This is a genomic window from Psychrobacter glacincola (assembly GCF_965118485.1).
Lineage (GTDB): Bacteria > Pseudomonadota > Gammaproteobacteria > Pseudomonadales > Moraxellaceae > Psychrobacter > Psychrobacter glacincola_D.
The window spans coordinates 1-20,711 of sequence record NZ_CBCPJH010000008.1 but is presented as its reverse complement, the minus strand read 5'-3'; the positions used below and the strand labels follow the sequence as shown (position 1 = coordinate 20,711).

Here is a 20,711-nt window from a genome sequence, read left to right as displayed (position 1 = left end):
TACTGAATCCGTTATTATTCTTTTTATTCACCAACCAACGATACATTAACTATTATGTCAAACTCTCTATTTTCAAAAGAAATGCAAGACCAACTCAAAGAACTGAAAGGTCAATTGAGTAAAGGTCGTGATACGGTTTCACCTGATGGTGAGAACGGTAAGCCGACTGAGCCTGTCTCGCTATTGACTCAAAAACAAGTCAAAAAAACCGTCAAACAGATGGATAGCGAACATATAGATGATGATAAAGTCTTGTTCATGCAAGCAATGAATGGTGTCAATCAGCTCGATGATAAAAATGTGCGCTCTCCTGCCAATACGGCAAAAGCAAAAAAACCTGACGCAGCAACACTGTCTAAACGTGCAGCCGCTCAAGGTGGCGAAGCAAGTGATTTGGGCGCTGGTTTATCAGATATGCAGGCTTTATTGAACCCTGTTGCCGGTGAAGCCTACTTATCTTATAAAAACCCTACTCTACAAAATAAGATTTTTACCCAATTAAAACAGGGTAAATTGCGTTGGTATGATGCGGTAGATATTCATGGCTGCACTATCGAAGAAGCTCGCATAGCAATGACCCAATTGCTTAGCCAAGCCAAGAAAAACAACGAAACATCAGTAAAGATTGTCCACGGTAAAGGTAGTGAAGCGATTCTAAAAACCTGCGTGAATGGCTGGTTACGTCAATTACCAGAAGTATTGGCGTTTTGCTCTGCTCCACCAAAAGATGGTGGCAATGGCGCAGTATTGGTACTACTCAAAAAATCTAAAACAGATGGCGAATAAGGTTTTAGTTTAGGAAAAAAAGACTGCTCTTTGCAGTCTTTTTTTATACCCGTGTTTAACCTATATTCAGTAAATAAATTCAATTATTTAGGATAAGCCTTTTATGAGCGTACAAAATAGTGAGGTCATCAAAACTATTGAAAGCCTCAAAAATACCGAAGCTATTGTAATGATTACAACGATTGAAACGACTGAGCAGCTAAAAGAGCAAATTGAAGCGCTTATCACTATTGAACCAAGGTTTGCTGGTATTTATGAGCAAGTGGGTATTCCTGATTTAAGGCGCAATGATGGTGGCTTTGAACAGCTACTAAGAGCGATGGTAGGTCAACAACTATCAGTGGCGGCAGCAAGCAGTATTTGGCAACGATTGATTGATGCAGATTTGACAAATCCAAAAATGATTAAGGCAGTATCGGATGATATTTTACGAGCACAAGGACTATCTAAGCAAAAAGTTCGTTACGCGCGATCATTAATTGAGCACAATATCGACTTTGAATCATTATCCACCATAAGTGATGAAAAGGTACTTGAGATACTGACTGCGGTAGTCGGTATTGGGCGCTGGACGGCTGAGATGTATTTGTTATTCTCATTAGGTCGCGCTGATGTACTTGCTGTCGATGACTTAGCGATTAAAGTCGCGGCAATGGATTTACTAAATCTAGTAGAACGTCCAACGCCGAAGCAATTAAAAAAGGCGACCGAAAATTGGTCGCCACATCGCAGTGCTGCCAGTTTACTACTATGGTCACATTACGGTTTGCTACGTAATAGAAAAGCTATGCCAGTGTAATAGGTTGTTTCATTATATACTTTACACTTTAGGCAATCTAAAGCTCTTTTTTACCTTTTTAAACTTTAATCTTGCTAAATTATAACCACGACTTCTATGAATACTCTTATATCTATTATCTACCATGTGCTTTTTTAAGGTATCTTTGGGTTTCTTTGCTGTCTCCTCATTAGTAGTAATATTCACATCTTTATTTAAATTTACGGCTTCAGGTTTATGATCAGTAGCGTTTTTTTGGTCAGCTTTCTTGTTATCTGTTTCACCTTCGACTTCATGGTCTAATTGAGCTTGCAGTTCTGGTTGCTTGACAATCAGCTGCTGCGTTGGTAAAGCATGCTCTACATCATACTTTCTAACTTGCATCAAAATATCAACGAATAACACGTTTTGTTTATCGTAGAACTCAATAATCCCGCTGGCATTGACGTAGGCTTGTAATTGAATGATATAGCAATCTTGACGCAGTTCTAAAATATTGACTTGATTCCATTCTTGATTGGTCAATTCGTGCTCATCTAAAAACTTATTCAAGTGCTTAACCATTTGGAACACCACGTCGATATCACCCGTACGTTTAATATATAACTGATGTAAAAAACGGAACATGTCACGCGAGGTAAAGTTTTCAATTTGCATCGATGAAAAGTCACCGTTAGGTACCGTGACGATGGTACGGGTTAAGGTACGCACGCGCGATGAACGAATACCGATATCAATAACCGTGCCTTCATAAGTGCCAAATTTACAGTAATCGCCAATACGTACCGGTGAATCTGCCACTACCACCACACTGCCGACTAAGTTTTCGATGGTCTTTTGCGCACCTAATGCTAATGCCAAACCACCGACCCCAAGTGCCGCAATACCGGTTGTTAAATCAAAGCCCAAATTACCAAAAATAACGATGGTGGCAAATATTAATAGCAGCGCTTTAACGATTTTGCGCAATAGCCCCAAAATAGAGACACGCTCAGTATAGTTTTTCTTATAGCTTAAGTTGACCGCGCGGGTAAATATGGCGTCAATCACTCGCAGTAATAACCAAGTGGTCGCCAGCCAAGAAGCAATATCTGTATAGCGATTGATAGGCTCGCGCAGCGTCACTGATACCCCAGCGTATACCATCACTTCAGATAAAATCAGCGCCATAATTACCACCGCTAGCGGCAATATAACTCTATCCGGCAATGGTAGCGGTACACCGCGGACACGAGGATAAACGATCTTTAATAAATGATATAGCAGCCATACGATAACATAAGTGAATAAAAAACTGCTGATAGTCATCGCTAATGCGGCAACCAAATCAGCCAATTGATAACTAAAGAGCTTTTTACCTTCTAGTGAATCAATAGTATAACGAGAAACCAAAGTCGGCTCATAATTTTCTATGGCCTCTGGTATTGAGCTGAGCGTATCAGTAGAAAACTGCCAGTATTGCTCGCCGCTTTTAGACACTACCCTTTCAAGTATTAGCGGTATGCTTTTATCACTGACATTGATAGTACCAACATTTTCTTGGCTTGGCGGCAGCTGATCGGTTAAGTTGCCTTCAGGGGTATTATTAATCTGCAAATCAGGCTGAAAACGACCGCCGGCATCAAGCGCTTGCTTAAACTGCCGCACAATCGTCGTCGGGTTGTCAGACTTGGACAAATTTAAATAGTTGCTCGCCACCAAATAATCGTTTTCACCCAGCGCCCCAAGAAACCCTTGCACCGTATGCCGAGGCGTATCGCGCCCAAATGAATCTGGTATCGCTGTATCAGATCCTTCTTCCGTTTTGCTACCACCCACACCCAATATGCTCGCTTCAGCTGCCAGCGCACTAGGCTGCGAGATGATACTTAATAACATAGCGAGAAACAGTGTTATCAAAAATAGCGGTAATTTCATCAAATGTTTTGTTGAGTGCGGCTTTGATGAAAATGGCATAACAGTGGTACTCAGACGACGCTTAATGAACAAAACGAACCTCATGGCTTTATGAATGGTATAACGGAAAATAGATGGAAACTGCCACTATAATAGCAATTATTTATGACAGCAATGCTTTTGGTTGCGTGTTTTTGTGAAGGATCATTTGAGCCAGTAAAGTTTTAGTTTCTCAAGGCTATCTTATCAAAATTAACAATAAAAACTTCTATCTATCCAACCAATACTTATCAAATAGCAATACATTAGCTTAAGATGAAAGCCACTCAGCTTATGATGAATAAACATTAGGTTAAAATGGTTTATAAATGAAGTGCTTTTATAGATAATGGCGACATGTAATCTCTTTATTACTTTTTGTAATTTTTAGCTTCTCAGATTTCGCCTCTGTAACTTCTTTATTTGATTAATTTGGAATTAAACATGGTTTTATCACGTTCATCTTCAACCACCTATCTTCGCTTATGTATTTTAAGCGCGCTTGGGGTATTTGCTTTAAGTTCAAACGCTGCCACCACTGATGATGCTATCGTAAGCAATAATGCCTTACCAGAAGTTGAGCTTGATAAAATTGTCGTAACCGCTACGCGTACACCGACTAAGACCAGTAACGTGATTGCTCAAACTCGAGTTGTTGATAAAGATGACTTGAAACGCTTTCAAGGTCAAAATGCACTTGATATCATTAAACGTCAGCCAGGTATTAGTCATTACACTAATGGTGGTGCTGGCACTACATCAAATTTTTATATGCGTGGATATAATAACAAACAGATATTGGTACTCATTGACGGGGTTCGTTATAGCTCTCTAAGTGCAGGTGGCGCAACTCTTAGCTTGTTACCTGCTGATCAAATTGATCGTATAGAAATTCTATACGGCGCATCTGGCTCAAGCATCTATGGCGCTGATGCCATGGGCGGTGTGATTCAAGTATTTACTAAAGGCACTAATATCGATAGAAGCAACGTGTCAGTAACTGCAGGCATAGGCTCACATAACGAGTATTTGTACGGTACCAGTGCACAATTTGTCAATCAGACAGGTACAACCCTAAGCTTGTCAGCGAGTCATAATGAAACTGACGGCTATAATGCGACACTACCAAGTAACTTGCCTTCTCAAACAGATGACGATGGATTTAAAAGCGATAATTACAGCCTATTATTTAGCCAAAAAATTAATGATAATTTTAAGTTAGGAATCAATGGTATTTACTCAAAATCAACTACTGATATTGACGCTTATGATGATTACAATACTAACGTCCCTGTCCCTGCTCTAAAACACGCTTTTTCCGACCAAAATAGTGGTGCTGCTAGTGCCTATCTCGAACATTCTGACGACAATAGCAATACTAAATTAACTTATGGTTATAGCATTGATGAAACAATAACCTATGAGACTGACTTAAAAAATGGTAGCAAATACGATACTAATCAGCAACAGATAAACTTAGTAAGAGTTCAAGACCTACCGATTGGTAAAGCCATTATAGGAGCTGAGCACTTAACTCAAGAGCTAGAATCAAATGTATATACCGCAAAGGATCGTAAAATTAAAAGTGGCTTTTTAGGTTATTTGGTATCACATAATAATATCGATGCTCAAGCAAACGTACGATATGATGATTACTCTGACTTTGATAGCAAGACTACTTACAACTTAGGTGCAGCGTACCACCTTAACTCGGAATTTCGTGTAGGTGCTAACTACGCTAAAGGATATCGAGCGCCTACTTTCAATGACTTATACGGTCCAGCAAGCTGGGGTAGTAATCCAAACCTAAAGCCAGAGACTAGTGATAATTATGAGGCTTTTATCGAGTATGTTAACCAAACTCAATCTACTCGCCTTACTGGATATAATAATAAAGTCAAAGAACTTATTGCTAGTGATGGTATTAGTACTGTTGAATACCCTTACGGTAAGAACATCAATATTGATAAAGCAAAAACTAAAGGCATTACACTAACTTCTGACTGGAATATGAACAACTATCTTTTTGGTTTAAGCTATGACTATCAAAAAGCAACAGATGATAGTGATTACACTGGTAAAGTCGACTACCTTGGCAAACCTATTGACTATAACGGCAATTTTCTTTCCATCCGCCCTGAACATCAAGGTTTAGTGTATGCAGGTTATCGCTTACCAAGCTTAGATGTTCGTGCTGAGTATCAATATGTTGGTGATTACTATAGTGGTTTAGCTAACACTGATTCACAGGTAGTGGATTCTTACGGCTTATTTAATATTAGCGGTAACTATAAACTAACTGATAACCTATCTATGACGGCACGCTTAAACAATATTACCAATAAGAAATATGTGACTTTGCCTGGCTATAATACCGATGGCACCAACTTCTTTACTTCACTAACCTATAATTGGTTCTAAAGTTATTTAGCAGCATTTGAATGGTATATTATTAATAATCAAGGTCATCCATTAGATGGCCTTTTTTATGGCTGTTATTTGCACAACATACTTTTATATATCGTGAACACTTACTATTTATATCAGCCAATAGGTGACAAATTAACCGCCATCTATTACAATAATCACCCTCCGAGAGGTGTTGCACCATATGAATTGATGCTTACGTTTGCGCTCTATAAACAAACTAAGCTGATTAATTCGTCATGTTAGGCTCGGTAAACTGTCTGATACTGGTCATTCCAGTCTTTGACAGCATAACAACGGCACCTGCGCTATTATTCTTTTTATCATACCTTAACCACTGATAGGAGCATATTATGGACGCAGTGTCTAACACCCCATCTGCCCATACGATCAACCCCGCTTTCACTGACTATAAAGTCGCCGATATTAGCTTAGCTGATTACGGTCGCCGTGAAATTACTCTTGCTGAAGCCGAAATGCCTGCCCTAATGGGCTTGCGTCGTCGCTACGAAGCGGATCAACCGCTTAAAGGCGCGAAAATCGCTGGTTGTATCCACATGACCATCCAGACTGCCGTACTTATCGAGACATTAGTCGCGCTAGGTGCTGAAGTACGCTGGACTTCATGTAATATTTTTTCAACTCAAGACCACGCTGCTGCGGCGATTGCTGCTGCTGGTATCTCTGTTTACGCTTGGAAAGGCGAAACCGAAGAAGAGTACGAGTGGTGCTTACGTCAACAAGTTCACGTAGGTGGTGAAGCATCAGGTCAGCTTTGGGATGCAAACTTAATCTTGGATGATGGCGGTGATTTGACTGCTTTGATTCACAATGATTATGCAGAACTACTTGATAGTATCCATGGTATTTCAGAAGAAACTACCACCGGTGTTCATCGCTTGGTTGAGATGCTAAATAAAGGTACGCTAAAAGTACCAGCGATTAACGTTAACGACGCCGTTACCAAGTCTAAAAATGACAATAAATACGGTTGCCGTCATAGCTTAAATGATGCTATCAAACGTGCAACTGACATGTTCCTTGCTGGTCGTCGCGCCTTAGTTATCGGTTATGGCGATGTGGGTAAAGGCTCTACGCAAAGCTTACGTCAAGAAGGTATGATTGTCCGTGTTTCAGAAGTTGATCCTATCTGCGCGATGCAGGCATGTATGGATGGCTTTGAAGTATTATCCCCGTACATCAATGGCGATAACACTGGCGGCGCAGAAAATATCAATACTCGTCTGCTCGAAGATACAGATATGATTGTGACCACTACTGGTAACTATCATGTTTGTGATAAGCATATGCTTGCGGCGCTTAAGCCGGGTGCGGTGGTTTGTAACATCGGTCACTTTGATACTGAAATCGACACGCAGTTTATGCGTGATAACTGGCGCTGGGTTGAGATTAAGCCACAAGTTCATCAAATCTTCCGCTCAAACGATGAAAACGACTATTTAATTTTGCTTGCTGAAGGTCGTTTGGTTAACTTAGGTAATGCGACTGGTCACCCATCACGCGTGATGGACGGCTCATTTGCCAACCAAGTATTGGCGCAAATGTATCTGTATGAAGAAAAATTCGCCGACTTGCCAGCTGATACACGTACTGAAAACTTATACGTCAAAGTATTGCCTAAGAAACTAGACGAAGAAGTTGCCGCTGCGATGGTTGCAGGTTTTAATGGCACTTTGACCAAGCTGACTGAAAAACAAGCTGAGTATTTGGGTGTGCCTGTCGAAGGTCCATTCAAGCCTGACGCTTATAAATATTAATAGGAGTCAGACTGTGACCAAGCCTGCTTTCTCATTTGAGTTTTTCCCTGCTAAAACTGAGCAAGGACACGAAAAGCTCCTCAGCACTTATGATGAGCTGAATAAGCTGTCACCTGCGTATTTTTCGGTAACTTACGGTGCGGGCGGTTCAACGCGTAGCCGTACGCTTGACATCGTCCAAGCCTTGTGCGCGCGCGGTAACACTGATGTTGCACCGCATCTGTCTTGTATTGGCGATGACAAAGCGCAAATCGCTGAGTTGCTCGATCTTTATAAAGGTTTGGGTATCAAACGCTTGGTCGCGTTACGTGGTGACTTGCCATCGGGTCAAGTGGGTATGGGCGAGTTACCATTTGCGTTAGACTTGGTTAAGTTTATTCGCGAATATTCAGGCGATCATTTCCGTATCGAGGTCGCAGCCTATCCTGAAATGCATCCCCAAGCGCGTAGCTTTGAGCTTGATGTTGAAAATTTGGTCAATAAATACCAAGCGGGCGCCAATGCGTCGATTACCCAGTTTTTTTATAACGCTGATAGCTATTTGTATCTGCGTGATACCTTAGAGAAGCGTGGTATCGATACGGTTGCTCAGCCATTGGTTGCAGGAATTATGCCGATCACCAATTCTAGTAACCTTATGCGTTTTGCTGACAGCTGTGGCGCTGATATTCCACGTTACGTGCGTAAGCAGTTGGCGGATTTTGGCGATGATAGCAAGGCCATTCGCGAATTTGGTTTTGAGGTGGTCTATCGTTTGTGTGAGCGTTTAATTAGCGAGGGCGTACCTGCCATGCATTTTTATAGCATGAATAAGGTTGAGCCAAATAAACGCTTGGTAGAAGCATTAGGATTGACCGCTTAAACCTTTATCGAATTTATTAATTAATAACTGGCGTTCTTAGGAGCGCCAGTTTTTTTGTTTTGCTGATGACTCATCTTATGCTAAAGACAGCCTTATTTGAGCTGTTTTTATTCCCCAAACACCTGTAACAATACCATTCTCTTCTCGACTTATATTCTGCTAATATATTGGGATAGATTATTGTTCAATTAAAGGATTAAGCGACTGTGCGACGTTTTTTTTATGACACCAGTAACAATACGAACACCCCCTTCCCTAAACTTAGCGCCTTTTCTATCGGTGCCAGTGTCGAATTGACCGAGAGCATCGTTCACCATTGGTGCCGTGTATTACGTGCAAATATTGGCGACCAAGGTATTTTATTTGATGGCTTTGGCGGTGAGTATCAGGTCGAGCTGCAAGCCATCAGTAAAAAACACGCGACTGTGACTTTACTGGCTCATACAAACGATGATCGTAGTGCACCGATACTTACTAAAATCGGTTTAGTGATGAGTCGTGGCGAGCGTATGGATTATGCGATTCAAAAGTCAACTGAGCTTGGCGTGACTGCTATTCAATTGCTAAGTAGTCATCATGGCGAGGTTAATTTAAAACCCACACAAGTCGAAAAAAAGCTTGCCCATTGGCAGCAAGTCGCTATTGCCGCCTGTGAGCAATGTGGTCTCAATCGCCCGCCTCTTATTCTTGCACCTATTTCTATCAATGATTGGCTCAAATCTACAACGTCTGCCACACCTATTAATACAGAAACAACTATCAGCCCTATAATTGCCATGCTCAATCAGGATGCTTATTATCAAGCATTACAGCAACCAGCAGATTTACGTTTGCAACTGAGCGTGCCAGCAGCAGGACAACCTGCTATGCCTAAAGCGCTATTGACTGTATTGCAGCAGCCAGTGCCTTATATTGAATTGCTAATCGGCCCTGAAGGTGGATTGAGTAATGAGGAATGCGCACAAGCAGCAGACGTTGGTTTTGAGCCTTGGCAGATTGGTGCAAGGGTATTACGCACAGAAACTGCGCCTGTAGTTGCTTTAGCGACTCTGCATGCCTTGTGTAATTAATCAGCAATACCCCTTACCGTTTTATTACTTAGCTAGTTTTGATGTTATGAGTCCAATGATGACCAATTTCGCGCCTATTTCAATTACAAACAAGCAGCAAGTATTGGCTGAACTGTGCGAGCAATTCGATGATGCTATTTTTATATTGGACGAACATTTGCGTTACCTATCGGTCAATGCTCGTTATGAGCTGATGATCGGTTATACGGAAGCTTTTTTACTTGGGCGTCCACTTGGTATCTATGCGGCTGAATTTTTATCGGAAGAAGAAAGAGTAGTTCTAACAGATATTACTGAGCGCTTAGATAATAGCGGTTTTTATGAAAATAACTTTTCAATGCCGAATCGCTATGGAGAAATACTGAACTGTTATATGACCTATCGAAAAATAAAGATGGGCACTACTATCTATTACGTAGGTATGGTTCGAGATATGTCTGCCGTGGTAAAAGACAGAAAACAAGTAGCGCACTTATTAAACTATGATCAAATAACTGAGCTGCCCAACCGCAAGGTATTTTTAAGCCAAACCAGCGATTTGTTACTAGATAGCTATCAAGAAGTCATCGTTGTACGTCTAAATATTGACCGCTATCGCAGCCTTGCCAGTCTGCTCGGTCCAGATGGTATCAATAACTTAATAAAAAAATTTGTGACGCGCGTTAAAGACCTAAAGCTCGGCTTTTTACGCTGTTTTTCTCATTTTGGCGGTGATGACTTTGCGTTATTATTTGAGTGTAGCGACGCCAATATGGTACGCCTTCAGTTAGACAGCTTAATGCAGATGTGTGAGCGTCCTTTTTTCGTCAGTGATGATAGAGTCACAAATACTGAAGTGTATTGTCACGTGTCTGTTGGAGTCAGCTACTACCCTGAAAACGACAATGAGTTTACTGGCTTATTAACAAAAGCTGAAAAAGCCTTGAATTATGTTAAGCAGCACGGTGGCGACGATGTTTTTTGGTATAACAACTCCATGACTGAACTCAATGCCCATCATTTACGGTTAGAGTATGAGCTTAGAGTCGCCACCAATGAAAGTCAATTTATTGCTTATTATCAGCCTAAATTCGCTCTAGATACCGGCGATATTTCAGGCTTTGAAGCGTTAGTGCGTTGGCAGCACCCTACTCGCGGATTGCTACAGCCCATTGAATTTATTGACGCTATTATCTCGCACAAATTATCGCTTGAGTTGTTCTCTCAAATGGCAAACCAAATCGCTGAGCAGTTAACCCTTTGGCAAAACCTTGGCTTTGAGCAACACATTTGTATCAATGCCGATGCTACTGAATTCAATAATCCAGAGTTTTTTGATGTGGTCAGTAACTTACTAATGCAGCATCAGATTGCAGCACACCAATTACATATTGAAATCACAGAATCTTCTTTAATGAAGCGCCATGACAATGTCAGAAAACAACTTGACCGGCTAAAAGAGCTTGGAATTTGTTTGGCCTTGGATGATTTTGGAACCGGTTACGCTTCGTTAAGCTACTTGCAAGAGTATCCCTTTGATTTTATTAAAATCGATAAAAGTTTTATCTCCAAAATTACCGCGGATAAAACCCAGCGCGCTATTGTCAAAGCGATTTTGGCACTGGCGCAGGCACTTGACATGCAGGTTATTGCTGAGGGTATCGAAAACGAACAGCAGCGCGATTTTTTATTAGCAATGGGCTGCCAGTACGGTCAAGGCTATTGGTTTGGTAAACCTATGACGGCTGAAGCGGCAACTGAGCTATTAATGCAACAACATTTGTCCAAGAATAAGTATGATTAGAGTAGGCATTTAAAAATAGATTAATGCTATTTATCTAAAATGATTGTTAAGAATTATAGTCTGTAGGCTATATTGCACATAGTATGCAAGACAGGTTGGTGACTTGGCAGTATTGTTACTAAACTTGTATATTTACCAGTGAACGCCTATCTTTTACCAAGAATTTACAGATACAGTCTTAATTCTTTTTACTCTTCTCAATCTATTTCATATGATCGGTGTCATTGTCTGTTATTTGCGCAGACATATTTCATCCCAGCAAGATACTAGCTGTTCAGACTTAGAAATACAGTCGTCTTATCGCTGTCGGTCATACACTAAAAAAAGGACAGGAAGTTATGCAATATAAAGCGCCCCTACGTGATATGAAATTTGTCATGCATGAACTTTTGAACAGCACCGCACATTATCAGACGATTGATGCGTTTTCTCATATTGAAGCCGATATTGTAGACAGCTATCTAGAAGCTGCCGCAAGCTTCGCTGAGAATGAGTTGTCACCACTAAATATGAGCGGTGATGCAGAAGGCTGTACTTTTAATAATGGCGAAGTCACTACCCCTAAAGGCTTCAAAGAAGCTTACAAGCAATATTGTGAGCTTGGCTTTACTTCTTTAACAGCTGATGAAGAGTTCGGTGGTCAAGGCATGCCAATGTCTCTAAACTCCTCTATTTCTGAGTTTGTAGGTACTGCTAACTGGTCTTTTGGTATGTATCCTGGATTGTCTGAAGGCTGTGTTTCTACCCTTGAGCATCATGGTACTGACGAGCAAAAACAGAAATACTTGCCTAAATTAGTCGCTGGCGAATGGACTGGGGTCATGTGTTTGACTGAACCACAATGTGGCTCTGATTTAAACTTAGTGCGCACCAAAGCTGAACCGAATACTGATGGCAGCTATAAAATTAACGGCGGTAAAATCTGGATTTCGGCAGGCGAGCACGATATGTCTGACAATATCATCCATATTGTGCTAGCGCGTCTTCCAGATGCACCAAAGGGCACCAAAGGCTTGTCGTTATTTGTTGTCCCTAAATTTATGGTCAATGATGACGGCAGCTTAGGCGAGCGTAATGCTGTTTCTTGTGGTTCTATCGAACACAAAATGGGCATCAAAGCCTCAGCGACTTGTGTTATCAACTATGACGGCGCAACCGGCTATTTAATCGGTGAAGAGAACCGTGGTCTAAACTACATGTTCACCTTTATGAATGTGGCACGTATTGGTACCTCTATCCAAGGTGTTACCGCCTCTCAATATGCTTTCCAAGGTGCCTTGGCTTTTGCCAATGAACGCTTAGCATTCCGTTCATTAGACGGTGCTAAATTCCCTGAAAAAGTGGCTGACCCTATCATCGTGCATCCTGCTGTTCGTGACATGATATTGACTACTAAAGCCTTTGCTGAAGGCGGCCGTGCATTAATCGGTTATATGTCGCAGTTTGCAGATACGGTTGCCAAAGGTGAAGGCGATGCTCGCAAATATGCTGATCAAATGCTGTCACTGCTTACGCCTATCGGTAAAGCTTTCTTAACCGAAACAGGTCTTGAGTCTGCTAGACATGGCGTTCAAGCATTAGGCGGTAGTGGTTTCTGTGTTGAGTATGGCATGGAACAAAACGTCCGTGATACGACGATTGCTTGTATCTATGAAGGCACGACTCAAATTCAAGCACTTGACCTGATTGGTCGTAAAGTACTAGGCTCACAAGGTAAATTGCTTGCGAACTTTACTACTGTTATTCAACAGTTCTGTGACGACAACAAAGACAATGATGAGATGGGTCAATTCATCCGTCCGCTTGTCAAGCATATTAAAGAATGGGGTGATTTAACCACCCGTATCGGTATGCAAGCCACTGAAAACCCTGAAGCGGTTGGCGGTGCAGCGGTTGATTACATGTACTTTAGTGGTTACGTGACTCTTGCTTACTTATGGGCGCGTATGGCACTGATCGCTCAAACCGAAATTGCAAATGGTAGCAGCGAACAGGCATTCTACGATGCCAAAGTAAAAACAGCACAATTCTACTTTGCTAAATTATTGCCACGTACTAGCACTCACGTACAACGTATCGCTACTGGCGTTGAGCCGTATATAAGCATGAATGTTGAACAATTTGCCTTTTAATAAAAGTTTTAACGGCTCGTTGATTCACTAAAACCTCTTAATAATCGGCAACACACTAAGGTGTGTTGCCGATTTGCTTATTACCAATACATTTAGGCTTATAAAAGCAATTATTTTGCATAATAAATATTTTTGGTGTACGCATAATTCACGAAGAAATACACAAGCTAAGCCTCTAATTTGCTAAACTTTAGCTATTGACCGTTAAGATTAACTCAAAAAGAACAATCGATAATCTTACTATATTCAATTTTTATTCATTTGAACCAAAGGAATATTTATGGCTGTTTATAATGCCCCTCTTAATGACATGCGCTTCATCTTAAATGATGTTTTCAATGCGAATGAATTTTGGCAAAACAACGATAATCTAGCTCATGTTGACATGGATACTGTCGATATGATTTTAGAGGAAATGGCAAAACTGACCAAAAATGTTCTGCTACCTATCAATCGTAGTGGCGATGAAGAAGGTGCTACTTTCCAAGGTAACGGCGTTGTCACTACCCCGACAGGTTTTAAAGACGCTTATAAACAATACGCTGAATCTGGTTGGGTTGGCTTAAGTGGTAACGCTGAGTACGGTGGCCAAGGCTTCCCAAAAATGGTGACCATGCTAACCGAAGAGATGGTATTCACTGCCAATCAGTCATTTGCTCTCTATCCTAACCTTACCGTTGGTGCGACATTATGTCTCAATGCTGCCGGTTCAGAAGAGCAAAAACAAACCTATCTAGAAAAAATGTACAACGGTGAATGGGCTGGCACCATGTGCTTAACAGAGCCACATGCTGGTACGGACTTAGGTATCATCAAAACCAAAGCGGTACCGAATGATGATGGTAGCTATCAGATTTCTGGTACTAAGATTTTTATCACAGGTGGTGAACATGACCTCACTGAAAACATTATTCATTTAGTATTGGCAAAAACGCCTAATGCGCCAGAAGGCTCAAAAGGTATCTCTTTATTCGTTGTACCGAAATTCTTAGTCAACGAAGATGGCAGCTTAGGCGAGCGTAATACTTTGGCGGTTGGTTCTATCGAGCATAAAATGGGTATCAAAGCCTCAGCTACTTGTGTGATGAACTTTGACAATGCTAAAGGCTGGATGGTTGGTGCCGAAAACACTGGTCTGTCTTCTATGTTCATTATGATGAACTATGAGCGTGTCACTATGGGTCTGCAAGGACTTGGTGGTTCTGAGCTTGCTTACCAAAACGCCGCGCTATATGCCAATGACCGTGGTCAAGGTCGTAGTGATACGCAATTGCAAAGCCCAGAAAAACCTGCTGATGCCATCATCCATCATGCTGATGTACGCCGCATGTTGTTAAATGCTAAAACCAACACCGAAGCGTCGCGTTGCTTTGCCATGTACGTCGCCAAAAATCTTGACGAAGAGAAGTTTAGTACCGATCCAGAGGCCGCTCAAGCTGCTGCTGCTCGCGTTGCTCTACTAACGCCAGTTGCTAAAGCATTCTTAACGGATAAAGCACTAGAAGCGACAATTGATTGCCAACAAGTATTTGGCGGTCACGGCTATATCCGCGAATGGGGTATGGAGCAAATCGTTCGTGATACTCGTATTGCCCAGATTTATGAAGGCACCAATGGTATTCAAGCGCTTGACCTACTAGGTCGTAAAGTCGCAAAAAATAATGGCAAATACGTCACCCATTTCTTAGGCGAGATTCGTGATTTTGTCAAAAATATGCAAGCAGATCATGGTATCAAGCAAGCCACGCTAGATGCTGCAGATACGATTGAAGCACTAACCACAACAGTCCTTAACAACATTAGCGAACGTAAAAATGAGATTAATGGCTGTGCCGTTGACTACATGCATGCCTTTGGTTATTTAGCTTATTCATACATGTTTGCATTGATGGTAGAAGCCGCTAACGGTAAAGAAGGTGAGTTCTATACCAATAAAGCCAAACTTGCTGATTACTTCGTCGGTCGTGTCTTGCCACGTATCGACGCACATGCTCAGATGGTTCAAGCTGGTAGTGACCCAATGATGAATTTCGACCTTAATTACTTTGATGTACCTGCTAGCTAATTACTTACTTTTATAATAAAGTAAGCCCTACCGCACTATGATAAAAGGGACAGTCACGCTACTGTTCCTTTTTTTGCCCCAGTATTATTACAATTGAACCATATTACGATTGAACAGCATTACTATTAATCAGCAGTGCTCCGAGCTACGATTAAATTGCTTGAATACCAACCCTTAAGATATGTTATAAACCTTTTAACATACAGTTTGTCATGCTCAAAAAATAACTGCTAACAAAATAATTAACCTTAACTGCAAACTAATGATTAAAATAATGCAAAGCAAAAACCTTAAACCGTATTACTAAAAAGCGCCATTTCTAAAGAATACCTTTGCTAAAGAACACCATTGCCAGACTTGTTATGCAAAATATACATTCAAATCTCTATGGCAGCCATTATTATAAAAAGCCGTAGCACGCCATTACTGAATAATAACTATTACTAAATTAACCACCTTAGAGGATACAATGTGTCAGAAATCCAACACATTTTGCAGCAAATTACTGCGCTAAGTGACGTGCCTGATCCTGCAGTACTGAAGCGCTTGATTGACGAGCTGCGAGTGAGTGATAAAGAGCCTGCTTTAGCCAATCAAAAAATCCAAGAACTGCTAGAGATACTACGCCATCATCCAGAATATGGTGACGGCTTATCAAGTTTTGTTTTAACCCTTATTATTCAATATCGCCAAATTGCCCTTTATACCGATACTGGCATCATGTCCGATCAAGGCTTCTTTAATAGTCTACGTCGTTTGATTGGACATCGTTTTCTGCCGTTACTGCCACAAGAGGACTCTGTGGTCGAGCTGGCCGGTTATCTATTCGATAAACGCTCTGATGAGCGTTGGTTGAGTCATATCGATAATGAAAAATGGGATGAATTAGTTGATCTGCTTAAGGTTAATGACGAACATTTAAATTTAATTGCGACTGCCAAAAACAGTATTCTAAACGCTATTATCATTTTGTCTTATCGTATTAGCGGTATTGGTCTACATCCAGATTTGATGGATTCTTACCCGCAGATGCTGAACTACTCAGCATCATTTGTGGCGCAAAACCAAGAAGCGGTGTTATACGTCAATCAGTACCGTGAAGCACATGAACTTGATAACTTAACCGATATCATTCCAGAAAAAGCCGTAGATCCAGCGCCACTATTGGTCATGATTGAACAATGTGAAGACATTGTTGCCACCATACGTAAGCGTATTTATAAAACAGGTATTTCCATCCGCTTGACCAATATGATGCTGCGTTTAGACCAAAGTTTGCAGCGTATGCGTATCTTGATTGAACTGGTCTCAGATAATCATGATAAGCGTGACCATGCGGTGATTGAGCTGATTCAAGCACTGATTACTTCTGCCAGTCGTCGATATAGTATTGGCTATTTGATCGACAATAATACCAAGCTACTATCACGCAAAGTGACTGAAAACGCCAGTCGCGTCGGCGAGCATTATATTAGTACCGACAAAAGCGGTTACCAAAAGATGTTTAAAAAAGCCTCTATCGGCGGCTTTATTATCGCTTTTATGGCAACCACCAAAATCGTAACCTATCATTTAGCACTAGCACCGATGGGACGTGCTTTTATAAACAGTATGATTTACGGTTTGGGCTTTGTTTTTATTCATATTGTTCATGGGACGGTCGCTACCAAACAGCCTGCTATGACTGCCGCTGCTATCGCCTCTACGATCTCTGACAGCTCTGGAAAGAAATCCCATCAGCTCAATAAGCTGTCTGAATTGGTCGTCGATATTTTGCGTACCCAGTTTATCGCCATTATGGGTAATATCATGGTGGCAATACCCGTTGCGCTTATCATCTCTTATGCCTGGCTGCATAATACAGGCGCACCAATGATTAATACTGATATGGCAGCGCACCTACTCCATGACCTTGATCCTTTTCGATCACTGGCATTACCACATGCTGCCATTGCTGGCGTCTATCTATTCTTATCCGGTCTGATTGCGGGCTACTATGACAACTTGGCGGTTTATAACAATGTGGGTGCACGTATTCAGCGCCATAGATTGTTAAAATACTTATTACCCAAAGCATGGCTGCAACGTTTGGGTGGCTTTGTAGAGTCTAATCTTGGCGCCATCATGGGTAACTTTATCTTTGGGATATTCCTAGGTAGTACGGCGACTATTGGCTTCTTATTTGGCTTGCCGATTGATATTCGCCACATTGCTTTTGCTTCAGCAAATTTGGCTCATGGCCTATTTAATATATCGTCGAGTCAACTAGACTGGCAGATTGTGCTGCTCTCTGTCTTTGGGGTTATGCTCATCGGTATGGTCAACTTGATGGTCAGCTTTTCACTTGCGCTATTTGTAGCATTACGCTCAAAAGAGGTGAAATTCGTTGATTGGAGTCGATTAACTAAGCAGCTCTTTAGCCATATCATGACTCATCCCTCTGACTTTTTTTGGCCACGCGATAAACCGATGAAATATGCACGCATCGATAGCCAAGGACAGATGATTTTTGATGATTCAACGACAGCAAATAGCAATCAGCCACTTCCTAAAAACTATGTGGTCAGGCGCTTATCTGATGTAAAAATACTGTCGAAATCGTTACAGAAGAATACGCAAGATACTCCGTCAGTGACCGATATACATTATGCTAGCCCATCAACAGAACATTTGATTGATTCTGATCAGCATAGCGGTGATGCTCAGACGAGTATCAATAAACCTGCCATACAGAAAACGATTGAGCTTGATGATGGACTGACAGAAGAAGCGCTCAGTAGCGGCATTTATAGCGAGGGTATTCAGTATTTAGCTTCCAATGACAACAACAATCAGCCATCACCTGATGCCATTAATCAGGATAAAACTTCTGGAACCTCTGAAATCAAAGCCGCTGGCGATGCTAAAACACCTTTACCTAAACCGAAAAAGCCACCAAATCTACCCAGTTAATAGAGTAGTTTTGGTGACTTCAATGCTTGCTTAAATACTGATTTAAAATATCTTCTTTAATAAATATTCAGTGTTAAGGTTGTGGTGGTAGGCAATGCGCACTAGAAGTGATTGCTTTACCATCACCCAAACGATAAGCCAATAAATAATTACCCCAAACACAACCGCCATCAAGCGCGCGAGCATGCGGCAAATCAACCTTGCCTTTGAGCGCTGCCCAATGACCAAATAATATCTTGCGCGCGCGCGGCACTTGCCATTCAAACCAAGGTAAAAAACCGTTTGGCATAGGCTCATCTAAACCTGCCGTAAAACCAAATTCAAGCAAGCCATCTTGCTGGCATAAGCGCATACGCGTAAAATAATTGGCAATCGCACGCATCTTAGTATAGCCATCTATGCCTGCATGCCATTTATCAGCTGTTTTGCTATATAGATTTGGCAATAACTGATCAAGCTGCTCTAAACTGCTTTGTAGTTGCGCCTCTAGTTCTTTAGCATAATGGGCGGCGTCTTCAATACTCCAGTGCGGCGGAATACCAGCATGTACCAACACCGTATGCTCATCAGGATAAACCAATAATGACTGATGGCGTAGCCATTCAAGTAACTCATCGCAATCATCGGCTGCAAAAATCGGTGCGGTCTTATCTTTTTTCTTAAGTTTCGTCGCCCCGCGCCACACAGCAAGCAAATTAATATCATGATTGCCAAGCACCGTCGCTGCTGCACCTTGCTCACATAATGCTTTAACATGACGCAACGTATTCAACGAGTCTTCGCCACGTGCGACCAAGTCACCAGCAAACCATAATTTGTCTTGCGCCGGATCAAAATCTAATACTTCAAGAAGCTGTAGATAGGCAGCATAGCAACCTTGTAAGTCACCGATGACATACTGATGACGAAAACTCATAAACCCTCTATACTTTTTTATATGGTATTTAACTTATATGGTTTTTAATGATAATAAGCAGTCGTTTAATTTAGACTTCTACTTTACTCGCTTGATTACTCAAATTGACAAAATCTTTCACAGTTAATGTTTCAGGACGTGCTTGCGGATCGATAGCGCAGGCAGCAAAATCTTCTTCACTCAGGGTCGGTAATAAGGTCGACTTCTTAAAAATGGCGCGCAGTGTCTTACGACGATGATTAAAAGTTTCACGTACTACAATCGCAAAATACTCTTCATCTTCTGCTATAACCGGCTTAATGACATGCGGCGTCAGTCTAAATACCGCGCTGGTCACTTTTGGCGGCGGATTAAAGGCACCGCGTGGTACGGTCAGCAGATAATCAGTATGGCAATGATATTGCATAATGACAGATAGGCGACCATAGGTCTTGCTACCGACGTCAGCAGTGATACGCTCAACCACTTCTTTTTGTAGCATAAAGTGCATGTCTTGAATGACGTCGGCATAACTGAGCAGATGAAATAAGATAGGCGTAGAAATATTATACGGCAGATTACCCACTACCCGTAGCTTACCGCGCTCATCGCTATACAGCGCACGATAGTCCACATGCATGGCATTGTCTTTGATAATGGTAAAATTTGGATGACTGTTGGCACCAATACGAATACGCAGACTATCTGCCAAATCACGATCCAGCTCGACCACAGTCATCGCATCCACTTCTGCCAATAGCGGCTCAGTTAATGCACCCATTCCTGGTCCAATCTCAATCAAATTATCATCACGCTCTAAGCGAATACTCTCAACAATCTCACGGATAACACTACGGTCATGTAAGAAATTTTGACCAAAGCGTTTACGCGGTTGGTGTTTGGCAGCGCGTAGGCTGTTAGAAATAGATTGAGCATCAAAGGTAGTCTTGGACATAAAAAAGTCTTAATAGATGAAAAAGAGAGGGTCGATAAGGCAATGCCAGTGATATATTGGCTTTATAATGGCAAATTATAACACAGCTCATAATTGCACTGTATTTTTGAGATACTTTATTAGTGAACCAACTATACCTTAGCGCAACCGACACAGTAATTTTTTTAACCATTTGGTATAATGTTGGTTATATGAATAAAGCTCAACTTGCCTGATAAGCAAAGTTTAGAAAAGTTGATACCCATTGGTTATAGTTTTCAGAAAGTTCGATAAAGGTTTGCAACTCTAGCTAA

The 20,711-nt window shown here is 41.4% G+C and carries 13 protein-coding genes; 10 read left to right on the top strand and 3 right to left on the bottom strand.

Features of this window, described 5'->3' with window-relative positions; translation table 11 throughout:
• Positions 1–54: 54 nt before the first annotated feature.
• Positions 55–786, top strand: a complete 732-nt coding sequence (locus ACMHKH_RS04220; protein WP_413519416.1) for a Smr/MutS family protein — start codon at positions 55–57, stop codon at positions 784–786.
• Positions 787–889: 103 nt separating this feature from the next.
• Entirely contained in the window at positions 890–1,585 is a 696-nt protein-coding gene (locus ACMHKH_RS04215) for a DNA-3-methyladenine glycosylase family protein (RefSeq protein WP_413519415.1), read from the top strand.
• A 21-nt stretch (positions 1,586–1,606) separates the two neighbouring features.
• Here the strand turns inward: ACMHKH_RS04215 and ACMHKH_RS04210 are convergent, their stop codons facing one another.
• On the bottom strand, positions 1,607–3,565 hold the full coding sequence (locus ACMHKH_RS04210) for a mechanosensitive ion channel family protein (RefSeq protein WP_413519414.1): 1,959 nt from the start codon (positions 3,563–3,565) through the stop codon (positions 1,607–1,609).
• A 378-nt stretch (positions 3,566–3,943) separates the two neighbouring features.
• On the opposite strand from ACMHKH_RS04210, the gene ACMHKH_RS04205 reads away from it, so the two are divergent.
• The 8 genes from ACMHKH_RS04205 to ACMHKH_RS04170 all read left to right on the top strand — a co-directional run bounded on the left by ACMHKH_RS04205 (position 3,944) and on the right by ACMHKH_RS04170 (position 18,568).
• Positions 3,944–5,920: a TonB-dependent receptor plug domain-containing protein gene (locus tag ACMHKH_RS04205; RefSeq protein ID WP_413519413.1), complete on the top strand. Its 1,977-nt coding sequence runs from the start codon at positions 3,944–3,946 to the stop codon at positions 5,918–5,920.
• A 359-nt stretch (positions 5,921–6,279) separates the two neighbouring features.
• Positions 6,280–7,704: an adenosylhomocysteinase gene (gene ahcY / locus ACMHKH_RS04200; RefSeq protein ID WP_413519412.1), complete on the top strand. Its 1,425-nt coding sequence runs from the start codon at positions 6,280–6,282 to the stop codon at positions 7,702–7,704.
• Between the two features lie 13 nt (positions 7,705–7,717).
• Positions 7,718–8,566: a methylenetetrahydrofolate reductase gene (locus ACMHKH_RS04195; RefSeq protein ID WP_413519411.1), complete on the top strand. Its 849-nt coding sequence runs from the start codon at positions 7,718–7,720 to the stop codon at positions 8,564–8,566.
• A 206-nt stretch (positions 8,567–8,772) separates the two neighbouring features.
• Positions 8,773–9,636, top strand: a complete 864-nt coding sequence (locus tag ACMHKH_RS04190; protein WP_413519410.1) for a 16S rRNA (uracil(1498)-N(3))-methyltransferase — start codon at positions 8,773–8,775, stop codon at positions 9,634–9,636.
• A 58-nt stretch (positions 9,637–9,694) separates the two neighbouring features.
• On the top strand, positions 9,695–11,419 hold the full coding sequence (locus ACMHKH_RS04185) for a putative bifunctional diguanylate cyclase/phosphodiesterase (RefSeq protein WP_413519409.1): 1,725 nt from the start codon (positions 9,695–9,697) through the stop codon (positions 11,417–11,419).
• Positions 11,420–11,757: 338 nt separating this feature from the next.
• The gene (locus ACMHKH_RS04180) at positions 11,758–13,551 is read left to right on the top strand and encodes an acyl-CoA dehydrogenase C-terminal domain-containing protein (protein WP_413519408.1); all 1,794 of its coding nucleotides are present in this window, start codon (positions 11,758–11,760) and stop codon (positions 13,549–13,551) included.
• Positions 13,552–13,831: 280 nt separating this feature from the next.
• Positions 13,832–15,616, top strand: a complete 1,785-nt coding sequence (locus ACMHKH_RS04175) for an acyl-CoA dehydrogenase C-terminal domain-containing protein (RefSeq protein WP_413519407.1) — start codon at positions 13,832–13,834, stop codon at positions 15,614–15,616.
• 471 nt (positions 15,617–16,087) lie between these two features.
• A complete protein-coding gene (locus ACMHKH_RS04170; protein WP_413519406.1) occupies positions 16,088–18,568 on the top strand; it encodes a site-specific recombinase in 2,481 nt (826 codons plus the stop codon).
• A gap of 73 nt (positions 18,569–18,641) precedes the next feature.
• On the opposite strand, the gene ACMHKH_RS04165 is transcribed toward ACMHKH_RS04170, so the two are convergent.
• Both ACMHKH_RS04165 and rsmA read right to left on the bottom strand, forming a co-directional pair.
• Positions 18,642–19,484, bottom strand: coding sequence for a symmetrical bis(5'-nucleosyl)-tetraphosphatase (locus tag ACMHKH_RS04165; protein ID WP_413519405.1), 843 nt, complete (start codon positions 19,482–19,484; stop codon positions 18,642–18,644).
• A 70-nt stretch (positions 19,485–19,554) separates the two neighbouring features.
• On the bottom strand, positions 19,555–20,418 hold the full coding sequence (rsmA, locus tag ACMHKH_RS04160; protein ID WP_413519404.1) for a 16S rRNA (adenine(1518)-N(6)/adenine(1519)-N(6))-dimethyltransferase RsmA: 864 nt from the start codon (positions 20,416–20,418) through the stop codon (positions 19,555–19,557).
• Between the last annotated feature and the right edge of the window lie 293 nt (positions 20,419–20,711).